This window comes from Atlanticothrix silvestris CENA357 (genome assembly GCF_016056295.1).
GTDB classification, from domain to species: domain Bacteria; phylum Cyanobacteriota; class Cyanobacteriia; order Cyanobacteriales; family Nostocaceae; genus Atlanticothrix; species Atlanticothrix silvestris.
The window spans coordinates 34506-52904 of the sequence record NZ_JAECZB010000026.1; the positions used below are offsets into that span (position 1 = coordinate 34506).

At 40.9% G+C, this 18399-nt stretch carries 14 protein-coding genes; 12 read left to right on the forward strand and 2 right to left on the reverse strand.

Translation table 11 applies throughout. From position 1 onward, the window contains the following. Positions 1-272: 272 nt before the first annotated feature. The 6 genes from I8751_RS12560 (at position 273) to I8751_RS12585 (ending at position 10715) form a co-directional block, all read left to right on the forward strand. Positions 273-5219 carry a non-ribosomal peptide synthetase gene (locus I8751_RS12560; RefSeq protein WP_214439493.1) on the forward strand — a complete coding sequence of 1649 codons (4947 nt, stop codon included), beginning with the start codon at positions 273-275 and terminating at the stop codon, positions 5217-5219. A 244-nt stretch (positions 5220-5463) separates the two neighbouring features. Then, positions 5464-6453 (forward strand): hypothetical protein, encoded by a 990-nt coding sequence (locus I8751_RS12565; RefSeq protein ID WP_214439494.1) that lies wholly within the window; start codon positions 5464-5466, stop codon positions 6451-6453. Between the two features lie 275 nt (positions 6454-6728). Then, positions 6729-7427 (forward strand): DUF4386 family protein, encoded by a 699-nt coding sequence (locus tag I8751_RS12570; protein WP_214439495.1) that lies wholly within the window; start codon positions 6729-6731, stop codon positions 7425-7427. Positions 7428-7458: 31 nt separating this feature from the next. After that, complete coding sequence (locus I8751_RS12575; protein WP_214439496.1) at positions 7459-8418, forward strand: SDR family oxidoreductase; 960 nt, start codon at positions 7459-7461, stop codon at positions 8416-8418. Positions 8419-8816: 398 nt separating this feature from the next. Further along, complete coding sequence (gene aroF, locus I8751_RS12580) at positions 8817-9920, forward strand: 3-deoxy-7-phosphoheptulonate synthase (RefSeq protein ID WP_214439497.1); 1104 nt, start codon at positions 8817-8819, stop codon at positions 9918-9920. A 417-nt stretch (positions 9921-10337) separates the two neighbouring features. Continuing rightward, complete coding sequence (locus I8751_RS12585) at positions 10338-10715, forward strand: hypothetical protein (protein ID WP_214439498.1); 378 nt, start codon at positions 10338-10340, stop codon at positions 10713-10715. Between the two features lie 692 nt (positions 10716-11407). Here I8751_RS12585 and I8751_RS12590 read toward each other — a convergent pair. Continuing rightward, a complete protein-coding gene (locus tag I8751_RS12590) occupies positions 11408-13390 on the reverse strand; it encodes a serine/threonine protein kinase (RefSeq protein ID WP_214439499.1) in 1983 nt (660 codons plus the stop codon). 164 nt (positions 13391-13554) lie between these two features. On the opposite strand from I8751_RS12590, the gene I8751_RS12595 reads away from it, so the two are divergent. The 5 genes from I8751_RS12595 to I8751_RS12615 all read left to right on the forward strand — a co-directional run bounded on the left by I8751_RS12595 (position 13555) and on the right by I8751_RS12615 (position 16543). Further along, positions 13555-14040, forward strand: a complete 486-nt coding sequence (locus I8751_RS12595; protein ID WP_214439500.1) for a hypothetical protein — start codon at positions 13555-13557, stop codon at positions 14038-14040. An 11-nt stretch (positions 14041-14051) separates the two neighbouring features. Next, on the forward strand, positions 14052-14300 hold the full coding sequence (locus I8751_RS12600) for a hypothetical protein (RefSeq protein ID WP_214439501.1): 249 nt from the start codon (positions 14052-14054) through the stop codon (positions 14298-14300). 274 nt (positions 14301-14574) lie between these two features. Further along, the gene (locus I8751_RS12605) at positions 14575-14862 is read left to right on the forward strand and encodes a type II toxin-antitoxin system Phd/YefM family antitoxin (RefSeq protein ID WP_214439502.1); all 288 of its coding nucleotides are present in this window, start codon (positions 14575-14577) and stop codon (positions 14860-14862) included. An 83-nt stretch (positions 14863-14945) separates the two neighbouring features. After that, positions 14946-15497 carry a GNAT family N-acetyltransferase gene (locus tag I8751_RS12610; protein ID WP_214439503.1) on the forward strand — a complete coding sequence of 184 codons (552 nt, stop codon included), beginning with the start codon at positions 14946-14948 and terminating at the stop codon, positions 15495-15497. Positions 15498-15538: 41 nt separating this feature from the next. Then, entirely contained in the window at positions 15539-16543 is a 1005-nt protein-coding gene (locus tag I8751_RS12615) for a quinone oxidoreductase family protein (RefSeq protein WP_214439504.1), read from the forward strand. Positions 16544-16582: 39 nt separating this feature from the next. Here I8751_RS12615 and I8751_RS12620 read toward each other — a convergent pair whose 3' ends face one another. Further along, a complete protein-coding gene (locus I8751_RS12620) occupies positions 16583-16990 on the reverse strand; it encodes a universal stress protein (protein ID WP_214439505.1) in 408 nt (135 codons plus the stop codon). A 90-nt stretch (positions 16991-17080) separates the two neighbouring features. Here I8751_RS12620 and I8751_RS12625 point away from each other — a divergent pair, with 90 nt between their 5' ends. Further along, a complete protein-coding gene (locus I8751_RS12625) occupies positions 17081-18283 on the forward strand; it encodes a phosphoglycerate kinase (RefSeq protein ID WP_214439506.1) in 1203 nt (400 codons plus the stop codon). The last annotated feature ends 116 nt before the right edge of the window (positions 18284-18399 follow it).

Here is an 18399-nt window from a genome sequence, read left to right on the forward strand (position 1 = left end):
TTTGCATAAATAGCCAAAATCAAGGCGATAAGTAACATAACAAGAGTAAAAATTAATTTTTCTCGCAATTTTTATCCATTCAAATTGAATTTTGTATGAATAAATAAACTTACAAATAATACCTATTTAGTTAGGTCAGGCATTGAACATAATACATACCCGTTTTGTTAAGCCAAAAAGCCTCATGTAGAGACGCAATTTATTGCGTTTAATAAGACCAATTATCTACACCATATCTCTCGTACAAACGTTAATTTTTTTTAGAGGATGCAATGAGTACTAATAGTTTAGAACTGCAAATTTTTTCACTAGTTGCCAAGATTACCGGACATGATGCAGAAGAATTAGAACGAGATATGTTCTTAGAGGGTAATTTAGGCTTAGATTCCATCAAGATGATGGAACTAATGAATGGCTTATTACAATTAATTCCGCCAGAACTCCAACCCAAATTTATGGAAGTATTGCCTTTGCAAAATTTGATGCAATTGCAAACTTTAGGAGATGTTGTTCAAATAGCCGATAAGTGTTTAGCTCCCCAAGTAGACAATTCTGATTTTAATCAAGGTATACCCCCACAATCTGAAAGTATTATCAATCAAAATGAGCAGAAAACAGAGAAAGTTGAGATTCTTTCTGGACAGTATTTTCATTTACTAGGTCATTGGGTAATAAATTCTATTAGCTTATTTTCTACTCTACGTTTACAGGGTGATTTTAACTCTAACGTTGCTTGGCAATCTTGGAAAGACTTGTTAGCTCGGCATCCAATGCTGCGATCGCGCTTTTTAATTCCTCCTGATGCTACCAGATTCAAAGACTACGAAATGGTAGTTCTCGAAAACCCTACTCCCCCTGAGATACCCGTCACTGATATCAGACATCTTAATAGTAATGCTCAAGAACAGCTAATTAATGATGAATTGCATCGCTGCCTCAATTATGAATGGCAAATGACAGAGTGGCCACTACATCGATTTTTTGTTTTTCGGCTAGAAGATTCAGTCTATCAACTTGTTTTAGCTAACGAACATTTGATTTCTGACGCGCTGGGATGCCATGTCATCTTACGCGAATTTATGGAAATTTACCGCGCCCATGTCTGCGGCGAGCAACCTAATTTACAGCCGCCGACAACTGTCAAAGATTACAGTGAATTGGTGCAATCAATTAATGCCTGGCAAGACCCAGAAGAAGACAAAGCTCTTGTTGAGTATGTAAATCGGCGAGGTAAAGATTCTTATTTGTGGAACCCAACAGGCAATGAAATTACATCCCTATGTCCAAAATTCCAAAACCAACGATATTCATTAGGAAAGGCTATCACTAATCAATTAATTGCCCAAACTCGTGAGTGGCGATTACCGCTTAATTCTCTACTAGTGAGCGCGTTTGTGCGGGCTGTTTCCAAATTTGAGAAGTCTAAAAACGAACCAATTATGGTTCAAGTTCCTACCAGTGGACGGGTTTATCCAGGAATAGATGCTACTGATGTGGTGGGTAGTTTTGCTCAGAATTTGTCCATCAGCCTTGATTTACCAGCACCCCATGAAGATTGGCAACGGCTGTTAAACCGCGTTCATCAAGAAATTCAACAAGGGTTGGCTAACGGTTATGACCGTGCCCAAACTCGCCAAATGGCGATCGCTTTCCGAGACAATATTGTTTTAGAAAATGGCAAAATCCCTGAACGGATGTTACCTATGTATCGGCGGATACTGAAATCAAATTTATATTGTCCATTTACAGGGCAGACTAATATCAAAAACAAGTACGGGCCAATAGATGTACTTGATTATCGCGCAGGTGGTATTAACGCTGCTGGAACAATTGATATCTTACAAGAAATATTTGATGATTGTTTACATTTGTTCGCTAGCTACGATAGTAACTTTTTCCCTGAGTCTGTGATTGATGACTTGATGCAAGAATACATTGCCCAAATTAAGGAATTAGCCTCATTAAAAATTCAATCCCAGCAACTAACGCAGCCACTCCAAAATACACAACCAGATGTAAATATTGCACAAATTCTGCAAGAAATAGCCACAGAAGTTTGCCATTCCCAAATTACAGACAATGATATGTCTAAGGATTTAGAAACAGAATTGGGGATGGATTCTCTAGAACTAATCCGCATTGTTACTAGGTTAGAAAAGCGGCTAGGAAAGGTAAATCGTCAAGGATTACTTTCTTGTCGAAGTCTGCAAGAAATGGCTGTTGTACTTGGTAAGAAACAATCAGTTGTCAAAAATCCACAACCTCTAGAAATCCCTTATCTAGAAATTATCGAGCAAGCCCAGCGTACACCCAACGCGATCGCAGTCACAGATGGGGAAACTCAAATTACCTACGAAGAATTAAACCGTCTTTCCAATCAAGTTGCTAATTATTTGCAAGCTCAGGGAGTTAAACCAGGCGTATTTGTGGGGATCATGACACGACGCGGGCCTTTGATGTTTGTGGGTATTCTTGGTATTCTCAAAGCTGGCGGGACTTATGTTCCTTTAGATCCTATTTATCCTCATGAACGGATTAAATACATCCTTGAACATGCTGAAATCGGAATTTTGTTAACAGAAAATCGCTTGAAAAACAAGTTAGCAGAATGCTTGAGCGAGGAGTTACCTTTACATACTTTGATGTTCTTAGATGAGGGGATTTTTGAGCAAGGTAAAGCTTGGACACAGTTAAATAAAAAGACTTGGACGCGTTGGTCAGACATAGCTCCTGCTAATGTTAACACCCCTGATGACTTGATGACAGTATTGTACACCTCTGGTTCTACAGGTAAACCCAAAGGGGTGATGCTCAACCATCAAGGTTACATGAATCGCCTGGTTTGGATGCAGAATGCTTTTCAATTGCGTTATGGCGATCGCGTTGCTCAAAAAACATCCTGCTGTTTTGATATATCAGTATGGGAAATATTCTGGCCTTTGATGGTGGGAGCTACTGTTTATTCTGTGGAAACAGAAACAGTCAAAAATCCTTGGCTTTTAGCACAGTGGATTAAAGACAACCAAATCAATGTCATGCATTTTGTTCCTTCCTTATTTGGAGAATTTTGTAATGCTTTAGAAACAGAATCATGGACTTTTCCCGATTTGCGTTGGTTAGTCTTTAGCGGCGAAGCTTTACCTGTACCTTTTGTACAACGTTGGATTGATAGATATGGAATGAGTGTTGGATTAGCTAATCTTTACGGCCCCACTGAGGCTTCTATTGATGTCACAGCACATATTATTCGTCAACGTCCTGGTGAACAAGAAACTTGCATTCCTATAGGTAAAGCTATAGATAATGTGTATATCTTAATCTTGGATGAACAGATGCAGCCCGTAGCACCAGGACAAATGGGAGAACTATGGATTGGTGGTGTTCAACTGGCTAAAGGTTATCTCAAAGATCAACAACGCACAGATGATGCATTTCGTGTTAATCCCTTTTCTCACGTTCCAGGGAAACATTTATATAAAACTGGCGATTTGGCTATAGAATTGCCCGATGGTAGTTTTGAGTATCATGGACGCATTGACCACCAAGTTAAAATACGTGGTTTCCGTGTAGAACTAGGTGAAATAGAAAGTGTTCTCAATAGCCATCCAGCGATTAACGAAGCTGCCGTTTTAGCTGTAGATTATGAAAATGGGCAAAAACGGTTAATAGCTTGCTTGGCTGGTTCCAAAGTAGACAATCAACAAATTAAGGAATTTCTGGCTCAACGCTTACCTGATTACATGATTCCTCACCGATGGGAATGGCTAACCAGTCTACCAAAGACGCACAATGGTAAGCTAGACCGCAAAGCTATTCTGGCTTCTATTACCCAAGAACAGCCAAAGCCAGAAAACAACAAACAAACAGTATCCCAGGAATACTTACCTCTAGGGCCTGCTCAACGTTGGTTAGTGAAATACTTTGAACCTCCATACCAATGGAATGGGTACACGCGTTTTCTGTTCCATCAACCATTGGATGCAGAGATATTTGACCAAGCTCTCAATGTTGTACTCGAACATCATCCTGCTTTGCGGACTGTGTTTGTTCAACAAGATCAACAATGGTATCAACAGTTAATTTCCCCAGAGCAAAAGTTGACCACTGAATTCTACGATGGTAGTCATCTCACATCTGCACAACGAGATAGTGAAATCCACCACCGGATACAAGAAATAGCTCAACAGTTTCAAATCGATCAATGGCCGCTAATGAAAGTCATAGCGATCAAGGTCAATGAATCTTGCTACGATATATCGCTCGTTGGGCATCATATCATTGGTGATTTGCTGAGTACTGGGGTGATTTTTAATCTATTATGGTTGACCTACAGCGAGTTGCTGGGGAAGCGAACTCTAAGTTTTAAGGATTTACCTCTGACACCTTCTTATGCAGACTATGTGCGTGTGCTTCTGCAAGCAGAAAAACAGGGAGCTTTGGCAAGTCATGTAGATTATTGGAAATCTCAGTTTCCTTCTCAGGAATATACCTTCCAGGTTCCCTTTGACCATCAAAAAGGAGCTAATTTAGAAGCTTCTGCCGCCAGCGAAAAATTCACCCTCTCCAAAAACAGTAGTAACATTCTGTTACGTGAAGCCAAACAGCATTACAAATGCAATGTCTACACACTTTTACTTTCTACCCTATATCGGTTAATGGCTGAGTGGAGTGGACAGTCTTGGGTAGTAGTTAGCCATCGCAGCCACGGCAGAAATATAGATAACAACCCCACATTTTTAAATAGTGTTGGTAATTTTGCGATGAATTTCCCTGTCGGGGTCAATGTAGGACATTCAAGCAAGTGGGAGAAAACCACCAAGCAAATCCAGGATAAATTTAACGAGTTGCCTATGAATGGTGTAACTTTCGATTGGATATCTGAGCAACTTCCTAAACATATTTATCCTGACAATAATCTCACACCAGTCAGAGCCAATTACTTAGGAAATCGGACTGCTCCCTCATTGGAATTGTTTGAGTTTATTGAGGAAGACAGAGATAGTCGGTTGTCCTCTCCCGACCAGAAACGTACAGCGTTACTAGAGTTTTTCTTTTCCATCACCGATGGTGTTGTTCATTTAGAAATCCAATACTCTCGTAATTTCCATGTACCTGCAACCATTCGCAAACTTGGCGATCGCTACTTGGAACTAATGGCAGATATGCTAGCAGTTATATCTTTAGTAGGCAATGGTGTAGACGTGACAAATCACTCTTAACGTACTACACGCTGACCACAAGCGATCAATCTGCCTGAGACTACTAGTTTGCCAAGTTCCCTTGGTTGGGTAAAAGGGAAAGATGTTTTATCCCTTACCCTTTTACCCTCTTGTTTATAGCCTTGCTTCTGGATGAGGTACATTACTCTAGCCTCTAGCCCCTAACCCCTTTCTTCGTGTATTACATATCACACCAGTGATATGATGCTGAAAATGTCAATAAAGCTTCGTTAAAACCCTAAATATGCGTACTTACCAACTTTCTACACTTCTTGGACTTACCACCTCCGTTGCCTTATCTGCAACTGCACCTGCTCAAGCCGCAAACTTCAACTTTGACTACAACCAACTGCAATTTATTACATCACGACCAATCGCATCTAATAGTTTTTTGGGGTTAAATGGATTACCGACTGAAAACCAAGGGTTTACACCTTTTTTTAATCCAGATCCTACGGCTCCAGATCACGGTCATAGGGAGATTGGTTTGAACTCACGTCGAGACTTTCCAGTTTTCAATAATGCCCCTTACTACGGTACTGGTAGGCAAGGAAGCCCTGAAGAACCTGCTAGCGGTGCTACTAGAATGACAACTTTAATTAGCACTAATAACTTCCCTACCTTTAGCAGCTATCTAACAAATAACAGCATTCCCCTAAATGATATTGGCTTTGTATTTGGTCAAAAGAGCGATCGCGATTTTAGCAAAACTTGGAATTTAGGCTCAGATCTTTTTGGTAAAGATTGGTACGCTGATCCCAATACGCCTCTTGAGGAAAGAATTTATAAAGCTAATCCCGATGATGTGGAAATAGCTTTGTATAGCGGTGCGACTAAATTACTCGATTTTGGATATTCTGATTTTTATTCAATTATCGATTATGGTTCTACAACATCATTTGATGATGATTTTGAAAGTAGTTTTACTGACCCAGTTGCAGCAACAAAAGCATCTGGTTTAAATCCATTGCTGGCAGGTTTAGCTGAAGCTTTTTTAGATGATGTTAGCGTTGCTGGCGGTGCAGTCCAGATAGTTAACGAAAATTTTGGAGAACTGGACATTAATTTTGCCAGCGGCAATGGATATGATATATTGCTGCTGCCATACCCGATGCAAATCCGCGCAGTTGCTCTGAAAACAGTACCAGAATCTTCTATTTCATGGGCAGTATTTATGTTTGGAGTTTTAGTTGCTGTTTCGCGGCTTAAAAAACAACATAGCCAGCATGGATAGTAAATGCAATTCTGACATTAATTCTCCTTAATTATAGCAGAAAACAGGCTTAAAAGCCTCTTGCTGTATAGGTTTTATGATTAATTTATGTTCTAACCTAAGCGGCAACTGCTATAGTTTTGGCAACCAACATAATACCAATTTCTCAAAGTGTAGATGTGGCATTGCAACATCTACACAACTACCTTGGTTTTATCTACCCAAGAATGTGTTTTCATCATTCATGAAATTCGTAGAACTCGCCCCATAGAATTATGTCAAAAATGAATTCTTTTATGTCCATAAAAGCACTTTACCGAACTACTGGTTTGGTATTAATTGTTGAAAGTCTGCTGCTGTTTGTACCAGTTTTTATTCTTGGTGCAGCAATCAACTGGCCCGCTAGCCTTGGTGAACCTGCTAGTGTGATGTTGCCATTGCTCATCGAAAAAGCTGAACCAGTGAGAATTGGTTATCTCATCTACCTTCTTTATTCGCTACTTTTTTGGGTAGTGGCCTTATTAACTGCTCGTGTGATTAGCAATGGAGAAACAAACTCCGTATGGCTCCAAGTCGCAACAGGTTTCGGAATCGCATCGTCAGTGACTCGTTGTCTCGGCATTATTCGTTGGTTAGTACCGATGCCAGCCTTAGCACAAGTCTATACTGATCCTTCAACCTCTGGACAAACGCGAGAAGCGATCGCTGTTGTCTATAAAACCCTCAATGACTACGCTGGATCTGTAGGTGAAGTACTAGGTGTTAGCCTATTTACTGTATTGTGGTTAACGATAATCTCTATTTACTTGTTGCGCTCAAGAACACTACCACGTTGGCTCGGACTATTCGGGATTATCGCTGCTTTATTTTTAGCAACTCAACTAGTAGAACTATTTGGAGTAGATCTGGGAGCATTTATCAGTGTATCTGTAACCATGCTGCAACTCTGGTTTTTAGTTGCAGGTGTGATGTTATTAACACATAAGAATACTTAAACTTCGCATCATCCTTATATAAAGCCAATTCATGAATACAACAGACGAACTCCATGTAATTTTTGGTACTGGCCCACTAGCAAAATCCGTCATGCGTGAACTACTTGTCCGCAACAAACGGGTGCGAATGGTCAACCGCAGCGGTAAAGCAGATGTACCCTCTAATGTTGAAATCATCGCCAGCGATGCTTATAATCCTGACAATACACGTCTGGTTACTACTGGGGCGACAGTTGTTTACCAATGCGCGCAGCCAGGTTACACCCAATGGCCAGAATTTTTCCCATCCTTGCAAGCAAGCATTGTAGAAGGGGCAGCTGCCAACGGTGCAAAGCTTGTTGTAGGAGATAATCTCTATATGTATGGCCCTGTAAACGGTGTGTTGCGAGAAGATCTGCCGAATGCGGCAACCACCCGTAAAGGCCGTGTCCGTGGCCAGATGACAGAGGCACTTTTGGATGCACACCGCCGTGGTATTGTACGAGTGGCTATTGGTCGAGCATCGGACTTTTATGGCCCAGAAGTGCTTGGTTCTGCAATGGGCGATCGCGTTTTTTCTCCTATACTGACTGGGAAGCCTGCATCAGCAGTCGGTGAAATTGATCTGCCCCATACGTATACTTTTATCGATGACTTTGGCAAGGCGTTGGTAGTGTTAGGCGAACATGATAATGCATTGGGTCAAATTTGGCATATTCCGAATGCTGAAACTATCACTACTCGCCAGTTTATCACCATAGCTTTTGAAGAAGCTGGACACCCACCAAAAATAAGTAAGATGGGTAAGTTTATGATGCGACTGGGTGGTATTTTTATCCCAGAAGCTCGTGAAGCCGTCGAGATGATGTATGAATTTGATGAACCTTTTGTTGTAAATCATGATAAGTACGTCCAAGCGTTTGGCAACCATGCTACCCCTTTGCGTGAGGCTATTCGACGCACTCTGGCATGGTATAGCAAACATCTCAAAACTTTAACTTTAAAACCGTAAAGGCTTTAGTCCTCAAAATAACGGCTTCAGGCCCTTACTACACAGAAAAATGTAAATTTTTCGCCATCCTTGCATAAATCCTAGAAATAACAAGAATTTCAGCATACTTGCGATCAAGGCGATCGCAAGTATGCTGCTGCGACGTTAAAAAAGTCGACGTTGCATAAATGCGGGATGAATTGCTTCACGCAGAGGCGCAGAGATGCAGAGAAAAAGTCTAAAATCAATACTTTTGTAAGAGATCTAATATACATCTATATCTTCAAAATAACTTTTTTTAAATTGCATAAATATAGAGTATTTAACTGATTAATATTTAGCAGTAAATCAGTGAAGCTAGATAAAAGTTTTCGCTAAAAATTATCAAATTTTCCAATATTTAGGGAGTATGTGAACTAGTGATTATTGTAATGAAACCCTTTGCCCCATCTGCGGAAATCGAACAAATAAACGAAGAAATACGCCGCCATCAACTTACACCAGAAATTTGTCTAGGTCATCACAAAGTAGTAATTGGTTTAGTAGGCGATACCTCAGAAATTGATCCGCGCCAGATTCAAAATTTAAACCCTTTTATAGAGCAGGTGATTAGGGTTAAAAAGCCTTTCAAACGTGCTTCTTTAGAATTTCGCTATGGGGAACATAGTGAAGTTGTAGTACCAACACCTAATGGCTCTGTAATTTTTGGACAAAACCATCCTTTAGTTGTAGTTGCTGGGCCTTGTTCCGTAGAAAACGAAGAAATGATCGTAGAAGCAGCACAGGTAGTGAAAAGATGCGGAGCGCAATTTCTACGTGGCGGAGCATATAAACCCCGTACATCTCCTTATGCTTTCCAAGGACATGGTGAAAGTGCCCTAGCGTTGTTAGCAAAAGCTAAAGAAGTGACGGGTTTAGGGATCATTACAGAAATCATGGACGCTGATGATTTAGACAAGCTCATCGAAGTAGCAGATGTGCTGCAAATTGGGGCTCGAAATATGCAGAATTTTTCACTTCTTAAAAAACTAGGAGCTACCACTAAGCCAGTGCTGCTGAAGCGTGGACTGTCAGCCACTATTGAAGATTGGTTAATGTCAGCGGAGTATATTCTAGCAGCAGGTAATCCCAACGTCATACTGTGTGAGCGAGGAATTCGCACCTTTGACCGACAGTTTACTAGAAATACTCTTGATATATCTGCAATACCAGTTTTGCGAACCCTAACTCACTTACCTATCATGATTGATCCTAGCCATGCTACTGGCAAATCCGAATTTGTGCCAACTATGGCAATGGCATCAATAGCTGCTGGTGCAGATTCTCTCATGATTGAAGTTCACCCCAACCCAGCCAAAGCATTCTCAGATGGGCCTCAATCACTTACATTGGAAGGATTTAAGGAATTAATGCACGAAATAACTGCCCTAAGCACATTCTTTGGTCGCTGGACTCAAAACAATAGTGTAAATATAAGACCAAAGGCTACCTCATTGGTGAGTCATTTGACATACTCATCTTAAAGAATGTTTTAAAAGTCCTTAGTAATGTATTAAATACTTTTAGCTCCCCTTAAATCCACGACACTTGCTTTAAGCCGGGAAGCCAGTCCAACGCAGTGTCTCCCCTTTTTAAGGGGGACTATGATTCCAGTTCCCACCTTTTTAATTTAAGGGGGGTTAGGGGGGATAAATAAGTGTTCAAAGTCACAATCAAGCACTTTTCAAACAACCTTTAGGGTAATTCTAAACCCCTAACTATCTTGTTGCTGATAACGGATGTGAAAGCTTCAACGCTAATAAAGTCTTGAGTGGATAGGCTCGAATATATAGCAAAGAGCATATACGATTAGGATATTTTGAGAGTGTTAATGTCAAAAACAGTAATATTTTTCCAACCAACGTATAAACCTATTTTTTCTTTTTACGGGCTTAAAAACTATGTCTACTATATCTGAATTATCACAATTAAAACAAGGTCTAGAAACAGGCGAAGTTGAGAAAGGCATTAAACTTATAGGACTACATATCTCAGAATTTGAACTCACTCAACTCGAACGTGGCAATACTATTTCGCTAGAAAACAGAAGGTTAGGTGAAATTGGTTCTGTATTTATCCTAGCAGAAGCTCTTTCGGCAGTGAATTCCGTTAAAAGAAATATTACTTTTCAAGACTTACCACAGACGGTTAGAGAGTTTTCCTGGTGTTCCGGAGTTCCAATTTACTGTTGGAATTCTGATTTAATCGGAAAGTGTTGTCTGATCTTAACTTTGGTAGATGGGAAGCCTGCAATAAGAGTTTCATCTCAAAAGCTATGAGACGCGATCGCGCTCACCTCGACAGGCAGCATTGTTGTGAGCGTCCAAATAGTTACGGGCTACCCGAATCCGCCGACAGACTTCTTTAATCAGCGTATCCCCGTGAGTAGAACGTCTTGCTTTGCCATATCTGAAATACTGTAGGGCGTGTTTTAAACTATAACCACAATTTTAAAACACGCCTTAGATAACTGTCTTCGCTGTGATCCATTGTTTCATTTGCTGACTTTGCGATGCTTCCGGGTCTTCGTATAGACAATACACAATCTCTGGCTTTTGTCCAATTTTCTGTTCAGAAAGATGTTTACAATGCATAGTCGTAGGAAAGGGGCTGGGGGAGAGGTTAAAAAAATACTCGTCGAACTCAGGTTAATGTAACCTTTTAGTCGTGTCAGTTCAGTAGGGTGCGTTGCGCTGCGCGACAACACAACGCTAGTTTGCTCAAGTCGGGAGACCCCTTCGGGTGACGCTCTCTACGAGACGCTAAAAGCGAACGCAAGCTCGCTACCGCTGCGCTAACGCCAGTTGCCTGCGCCGCAGCAATGGACTCACCTTCTACGCAACTGGCTCCCTACATTTAAATTTTTTAACATAATTTGAAATATTAGTGCCGACCTACTTATAAGCTATAATTACCGTTACAAATCTTTAATTATTTATGCCACCCTAATCAAAGATAAGTAAACTCAAGATTAAAAACCGCTTTGAGAAGTCTCTGTGGGACTGGGACTAACTTTCGCATCTGGTTGGTTAGTATCGATAAATTCTTCTTGATAATTTTCTTGATCAATTAATTTATCAGTATTGGGCAATTCTTGTTGAAAATTGTTTTGATTCTCTGACTGCTCACGATTTGAAAGTGTTTTTTTTGCCGCATTTTCAGCAGCTTTTTTAAACAATGGTTCTATTTTGTTTTGCCAGTATTGAATATTAGGCAACTTTTCAGGATGGTTTTTATAATCCAAAACTGTATCCCATTGCCCATTATCTATCGCTTTATTAATATCATTAAATAGGGCATCTGCTTTAGACCAATCTTGCTGCCATTGGGTAATCATTTTACCTGTTTCTTTAATTCCAGAAGAAGCATTTGCCGGAATTGACCTCAACAGCGCGATCGCACCGATTAAATCTCCTGAATTATACTTTCGTCTTGCTTTCTCTACAATCTTGACACTATTCTCACTAGGCTGCTGTGATTGCGCTGGCGCTTCAGACTCAGATGTGAATGGCTCTAACGGTTCTGGCGATGGAGTTACTATACTTCTAGACTTTGGTCTTGGCTGGGGAATTGGTCGAGCAGCAATTAAGGTACTATCATCTATTGTCTTAGTTGCAATGCCTTGATCACGCAGACAATACATCCATTGTTCATTATTATTAATTACTTCCTTGTGTGCCCAAGCCAAACGACCAGAGTTAAGTTTTACTTCTACCCATCCCAGTTTTGTTTGCTGGCCAGTAACTTCAAACTTGGTATTATCACCAACAGTTCTAACTATATTGTCAGAGTTAATAGCACTAGGTTCAGAACGAATATTGGAATTACCCTCAATCACAGCCAAGCATTTGTTGGCTGAGGCTGTATCATTGCCCGTAAAATTAGTAGCAAAATTTTTAATATTTGGAAATACATTTGCTGCCAAAGCAGCCGCACCACCCGCCAATAATATGCCAATCAACAACGGCCACGGATCAGGTTTAGTAGAGTTTTGATGAGTAGGTTTAATAGTGGCAGGATTTGCTGGTGCGACTGCGACGGTTTGCTGTCGAGATGTTTGAGAGAGAGATTTGCTTGGTTGGTAGTTTTGGTTATTGGAGAGTTCTTGAGGTGTAGAAGCTGTCAACACCGGATTCATAGCATTGATACATGCTTGCAATGCTTCTGTTGCACTTTGATAGCGGTCTTTAAAGTGATAACGCACCATCTTGGTTAATACTGCTGCCAATCGATAATTTACGTGTGTTAAATGCTGCCAGAGAATTTCGCCTGTTTCAGGGTTTTCTTGCAATTGGGTTGCCGATACTCCTGTAAGTGCTTGAATAGCAATGATGCCAAGAGAGTAAATATCACTGTTGGGACGAGGTTTACCTTGCCCTTGTTCTGTTGGCATATACCCAGGCGTGCCAATAGCTACTGTAGCAGTGGGTTGTCCTCCAGCTGTAACCAGTGGTGAACGTAATTGTTTGACTGCTCCAAAATCTACTAAAACTAATTTATTGTCAGAGACGCGACGAATAATATTATCTGGCTTAATGTCGCGGTGAATCACACCCTGACGATGAACAAATTCTAAGATGCTCAGAACTTCTTGCAACAGTTGCATGACTTGGCTTTCAGTCCACTGCTGACCTAGTGTGAGTTCTTCAGTTAAAGTATGTCCTTCAATATATTCTTGAACTAAATAAAATTCTTGATTTTCGTCAAAATAAGCCAGCAGCCTAGGAATTTGGTCATGGTTGCCCAGTTGTTCTAATGTTTCAGCTTCGCCGCTAAACAGCCGCTTGGCAGTTTCAAAGACTCTGGGGTCGGAACTTGTAGGTTTGAGGTGCTTGACAACGCAGATAGGATTACCTGGCCGCCTAGTATCTTGGGCAATGTAGGTTTGACCAAATCCTCCCGTGGCAAGAACTCTAATTATTTGGTAACGATGGTCTAATAGCTTGCCGATCATATTCCCTCCCCAGAGTTATTACCTAATTTTCCAGCTGGTAATAAATATCTCCAAATTTTCTTCAATGAAATCCGCTATCTTGAGAAAAGATTTAGACTAAAAACGCAGCTTTTTAATAAACACAGACTGTTAATTTTTCTTTTTAGTGCCCCTGTTTAGTACCAATGCCACCTAGAATAACAAACCCAGTTGCATGGCAGCAGGCCGAACTTCTCATGCAACCCGCTTTCATTCGCGTTATTGATAATCTCCGCAAGCGTCTTGATACATCTGCTTGGACGGGAACTTACCAGGATGTGATGATTTGGCCAGCTAACACCACTGATGAAATCAAAGCACTGGTAACTCAACTGTTGCAAGAAATGGAAACTGCAACATTAGAACAGGCTGATGTCATTAGAGAAACTCTTGCCCGTTTACCAATGCCCCATCCAGGATATCATCTGGTTTTGCAACGTCAAGGGCAACACGTAAGTATCGATTTATGGGAACTTTGTTACCAAGTATGTTTTATTAATTACAGCCCAGAAAATGAGGTAGTTAATATTGATACTAGTTTATTTGATGAACTAGGTGAAGTGGATTGGCAGCTTTTGGAAGATAAAACTAAGGAGTTAGTTGAGCAGGTATTTGTAAATTTACCAGGATAAAAATAGCCTATATGAACAAGCCTGATGATGAACTCGAATTAGACTTAAAACCTCGTGCTACAGAAACCGTATCAATCGAGATACCAACAGAGACATTACAATCACTCAAAAAAATTGCAGCTAATCGAGATATGTCACTTGATGCATTAATTAAGTTTTATGTTGGGCAAAGTTTGCGGCAAGATTTAGCTAATTTATCCCTCTTTTATCACTTTGGGAGAACCCAATCGCTGAAAGCCTTTCGAGGCTTTAATTTCTAAGTTTTGGCTATAAATTTTAGTTACTGTTAGAAAATAAAGCCTCAAAGCTTGGCTCAATCAAAGTTTCAGAATATTGCTTCGATTATTGTTTTCCGAGAGTGACAGAACAGGGTTATTCTCCATTTAAGAAATTTAAGCTGAAACTAATATTTAGTCTCAATTTAATAACTACGATCGCTTTGTATTTTTTACCCTTATTCTATAGAAAAACATGGCGATCGCAGTTATTTCAAAAATAAAATTATGGAAGAATAAATAAATTGAGTAACAAAAAATGCCTATCCAGACAAACTATACTGAAGCTTGTAAAAATTTTGGCAAAATTTATGACGAAGCAATCAAAAGCCGTGAACCTATAGTTATTAATCGTGAAGGTGCTGAAAGCGTATCTGTAATTCCTACTGCGGAACTTAATAGCATTTTAGAGACAGCATACTTGTTCCAGTCGCCTGAGAATGCAGCACGAATTTTAGATGCTTTACAACGTGTTAAAGCAAAGACTAATAAGGCCCAAACCATAGAGGAACTACGAAAGAAGTTTGGACTTTATACTTTAGCTTAATGGCAGTTTTTTAACTATGTATTTTTTATGTATTATTGTGTAGCACAATAATCAAAACTCACAGATTTTTTTTGATATTGCTTATGAGTCAGCAAACTTATCTAAAAGTGCCTTTTGTTTGGGAAGAACCTAAACCGTTGATTGAAGTTCCACAGCGGTTGACTTTTAAGTCAGTCAACACAATGCCTGACAATCCATTAATAAAAGTCGTTGCGTGTGTAATGACTTCATCAATGGATGCAAGTCATCAGAAACAAGTTTCAGAACATGAGCCTTATGAGGCGGCTGAAAAACTTTTAAATTCAGCCAATGATGGCTTCTCGTATCAAGATGACTGGTGGCAGTTTGGGATTAACGAAAATGGGGACATTGTAGGGTTTGTGCTTCCGGTTATATTTGAAGAATGCACCAAAGAGGGCTTAGAAGAAGGGACAATCTACGACATCGGAGTTTTGCCAGAGTATCGAGGGCTTGGTTTTGCAAACGATCTTTTGTCACAAGGAACACGTATATTACAAAACGTAAGAGTTTGGCGAATATTCTGTGATACCTCTGTAAGTAACGTACGGATGATTTCTGCGTTCAAGCGAGTTGGGTATCGACAGTATAGCGAACCTTATGAGCGTCCTATTTAATGATTACGCTAGCATGTTAGAAGTGAAGCTAGGATTAGGAAATGAATGAGAACCGTTATAAAAAATTAGTAGCAAAACAACTTAGCCAAGATTTTAAATCTGCTGTTGAAATTGTTGAAATTCCTATTCCTCAACCTGCTGCTGACCAACTTTTAATTGAAAACAAATTTGCTGGCATTAACGGTGGCTTTGACACCTTACTTTGTCGTGGTGAGATTCCATATATTAACTTAACTCCTCCCTTTGATTTGGGCGTGGAAGCGGTAGGCGAAGTTGTCGCTATCGGTGAAAATGTCGAAGATTTTCAAATCGGTGATGCTGTCATAACTACAGCCCGTGGTGGTTATCGAGAATATCAAGTTATCGATGCCAACTTAGCCCTGGAGGTGCGGGAAGCAACACCAGAATTACTCACATTAATGCCTACAGGTGTATCAGCTTTAGTGGCACTCGAACAAGCCGGGGAAATGAAAAGTAATGAAGTGGTTTTAGTGACAGCCGCCGCCGGAGGAACTGGTCATATTGCGGTGCAATTGGCAAAGTTAGCAAATAATCATGTCATTGGGACTTGTAGCACCAAGGAAAAGATGCAAATGTTAGAGGAATTGGGGTGCGATCGCATCATCAACTATCGCACAGAAAATCTCCCGGAAGTTTTACAGCAAGAGTATCCCAAGGGAATTGATTTAATTTTTGAGTGTGTGGGTAAACAAGTATTTGACAACTGCTTAGATAATTTAGCAATTCGCGGGCGTTTAGTAACTATTGGGCATATTTCTGAATACGCGAAAAATATAGAACAGGTGACGCAACCTCGGATTTATCATCAACTAATGTGGAAAGCTGCGTCGGTGCGAGGTTTTCTCATGCCACATTATCAAGAATATATGACAGAGGCACGCGATCGCTTATTAAATCTGTTCTACACTGACAAACTCAAAGTTGCCGTTGATCCAACCCACTTCCACGGATTAGAATCTATTCCTACTGCTGTCGAATACCTCCTCACTGGTCAAAACTGCGGCAAAGTTGTTGTGAAGTTTTAAGAAGTGCGTTAACTAAAAGTAACGCACCCCAAAATTTTTTCACGGCACAATCAATACTGGGCAAGGAGAAAGGTTAATCACGCGAGTCGTAACGCTATCAGTAGCGCCCTCTTCAGTCAAACCTAATCCCCGACAACCCATAATAATTAAATCTGCCCCGATTTCGTCGGCGACATCACAGATAGTAAATGCGGGTTTACCTTGCCTTTCTAAAATCTCAGCTTGAATATCTTGCTGAGAAAATAAGGTTCGGGCATTTTCCAACAGTTTGGCAACTACCTCTGGTGACACCATTGGATCTCCACTAGGTGCTTCTGGGGAGGGTTCTTCCACTACAGACAGCAGCACCAAGCGGCTGCTGTATTTTTGCACGATGTTGGCAACTACGTCAGCAGCTTCCCGCGCTTCTCGGCTTTGATCAATTGGAAATAACACTGTCTTGAACATCTCTCTCACCTGGGCACCCCTGACTCCGGTAAAATCTTGATGGTTCTACTTTCAAAACAATAACAAAAAGGCAATCAGGAGGGTCTATCTGTGTCCAAAAAAACTTTAGCAAATTTATCTGCAAGTGATATCTCTGGTAAACGCGCCCTAGTCCGGGTTGACTTTAACGTGCCTTTGGATGACCAAGGCAAGATCACAGACGACACTCGGATTCGTGCCGCTTTGCCAACTATCCAAGATTTAACGCAGAAGGGAGCTAAGGTCATTCTAGCCAGCCATTTTGGTCGTCCCAAGGGTGTGGATGACAAATTGCGCCTGACCCCGGTTGCTAAGCGTCTTTCTGAATTGTTGGGGCAAGAAGTCATTAAAACTGATGATTGCATTGGCGATGAGACTGCTGCCAAAGTGGGAGCGTTGCAAAATGGCCAAGTGCTATTACTAGAAAATGTCCGCTTTTATAAAGAAGAGGAGAAAAACGACTCAGAATTTGCCCAAAAATTAGCAGCCAATGCTGATTTTTATGTAAATGATGCGTTCGGTACTGCACACCGCGCCCATGCTTCCACTGAAGGCGTTACTCACTACTTAAGTCCCTCTGTTGGTGGATATTTGATCGAAAAAGAATTGCAGTATCTGCAAAACGCGATCGAAAATCCCCAACGTCCTTTGGCGGCAATTATTGGCGGTTCCAAAGTTTCCAGTAAAATTGGCGTGATTGAAACGTTGCTAGAGAAGTGCGACAAGCTAATTATCGGCGGTGGAATGATTTTTACCTTCTACAAAGCCCGTGGTTTGAATGTTGGTAAGTCTTTGGTAGAAGAAGACAAACTAGAACTAGCCAAGTCTTTGGAAGCTAAGGCTAAAGAACGTGGTGTTGCTTTATTGCTTCCCACAGATGTGGTAGTAGCAGATAACTTTGCCCCCGATGCCAATGCTCAAACCGTTAGCATTGAAAGCATCCCTGATGGTTGGATGGGTTTGGATATTGGCCCTGATTCTGTAAAAGTTTTCCAAGAAGCTTTGGCTGATTGCAAAACCGTGATTTGGAACGGGCCAATGGGTGTGTTTGAGTTTGATAAATTTGCAGTAGGTACAGAAGCGATCGCTCATACTCTAGCTGAAATTAGCAAAACTGGCACAACCACAATCATCGGTGGTGGCGACTCGGTGGCGGCTGTGGAAAAGGTCGGTTTAGCCGATCAAATGAGCCACATCTCCACCGGCGGCGGCGCTAGCTTGGAGTTACTCGAAGGCAAAGTATTGCCTGGAATTGCAGCGCTAGATGAAGCGTAGAAATTAGGGGCTAGGGGCTAGGGGCTAGGGAGCAGGGGAGCAGTAAGAGGGGAAAAGGGTAAAGGATGAAAAACCAACCCTTTAACCCTGCCCCTTATCCCCAAAGGGGGCCCCAC

Bases quoted from the DNA above. Each gene is read 5' to 3' on its own strand.
- I8751_RS12585 (WP_214439498.1), top strand. From the start codon at position 10,338: ATGTCTACTATATCTGAATTATCACAATTAAAACAAGGTCTAGAAACA.
- I8751_RS12600 (WP_214439501.1), top strand. From the start codon at position 14,052: ATGAACAAGCCTGATGATGAACTCGAATTAGACTTAAAACCTCGTGCT.
- I8751_RS12620 (WP_214439505.1), bottom strand. From the start codon at position 16,990: ATGTTCAAGACAGTGTTATTTCCAATTGATCAAAGCCGAGAAGCGCGG.
- I8751_RS12590 (WP_214439499.1), bottom strand. From the start codon at position 13,390: ATGATCGGCAAGCTATTAGACCATCGTTACCAAATAATTAGAGTTCTT.
- I8751_RS12560 (WP_214439493.1), top strand. From the start codon at position 273: ATGAGTACTAATAGTTTAGAACTGCAAATTTTTTCACTAGTTGCCAAG.
- I8751_RS12615 (WP_214439504.1), top strand. From the start codon at position 15,539: ATGAATGAGAACCGTTATAAAAAATTAGTAGCAAAACAACTTAGCCAA.
- I8751_RS12565 (WP_214439494.1), top strand. From the start codon at position 5,464: ATGCGTACTTACCAACTTTCTACACTTCTTGGACTTACCACCTCCGTT.
- I8751_RS12575 (WP_214439496.1), top strand. From the start codon at position 7,459: ATGAATACAACAGACGAACTCCATGTAATTTTTGGTACTGGCCCACTA.
- I8751_RS12605 (WP_214439502.1), top strand. From the start codon at position 14,575: ATGCCTATCCAGACAAACTATACTGAAGCTTGTAAAAATTTTGGCAAA.
- I8751_RS12570 (WP_214439495.1), top strand. From the start codon at position 6,729: ATGTCCATAAAAGCACTTTACCGAACTACTGGTTTGGTATTAATTGTT.
- I8751_RS12595 (WP_214439500.1), top strand. From the start codon at position 13,555: ATGCCACCTAGAATAACAAACCCAGTTGCATGGCAGCAGGCCGAACTT.
- I8751_RS12610 (WP_214439503.1), top strand. From the start codon at position 14,946: ATGAGTCAGCAAACTTATCTAAAAGTGCCTTTTGTTTGGGAAGAACCT.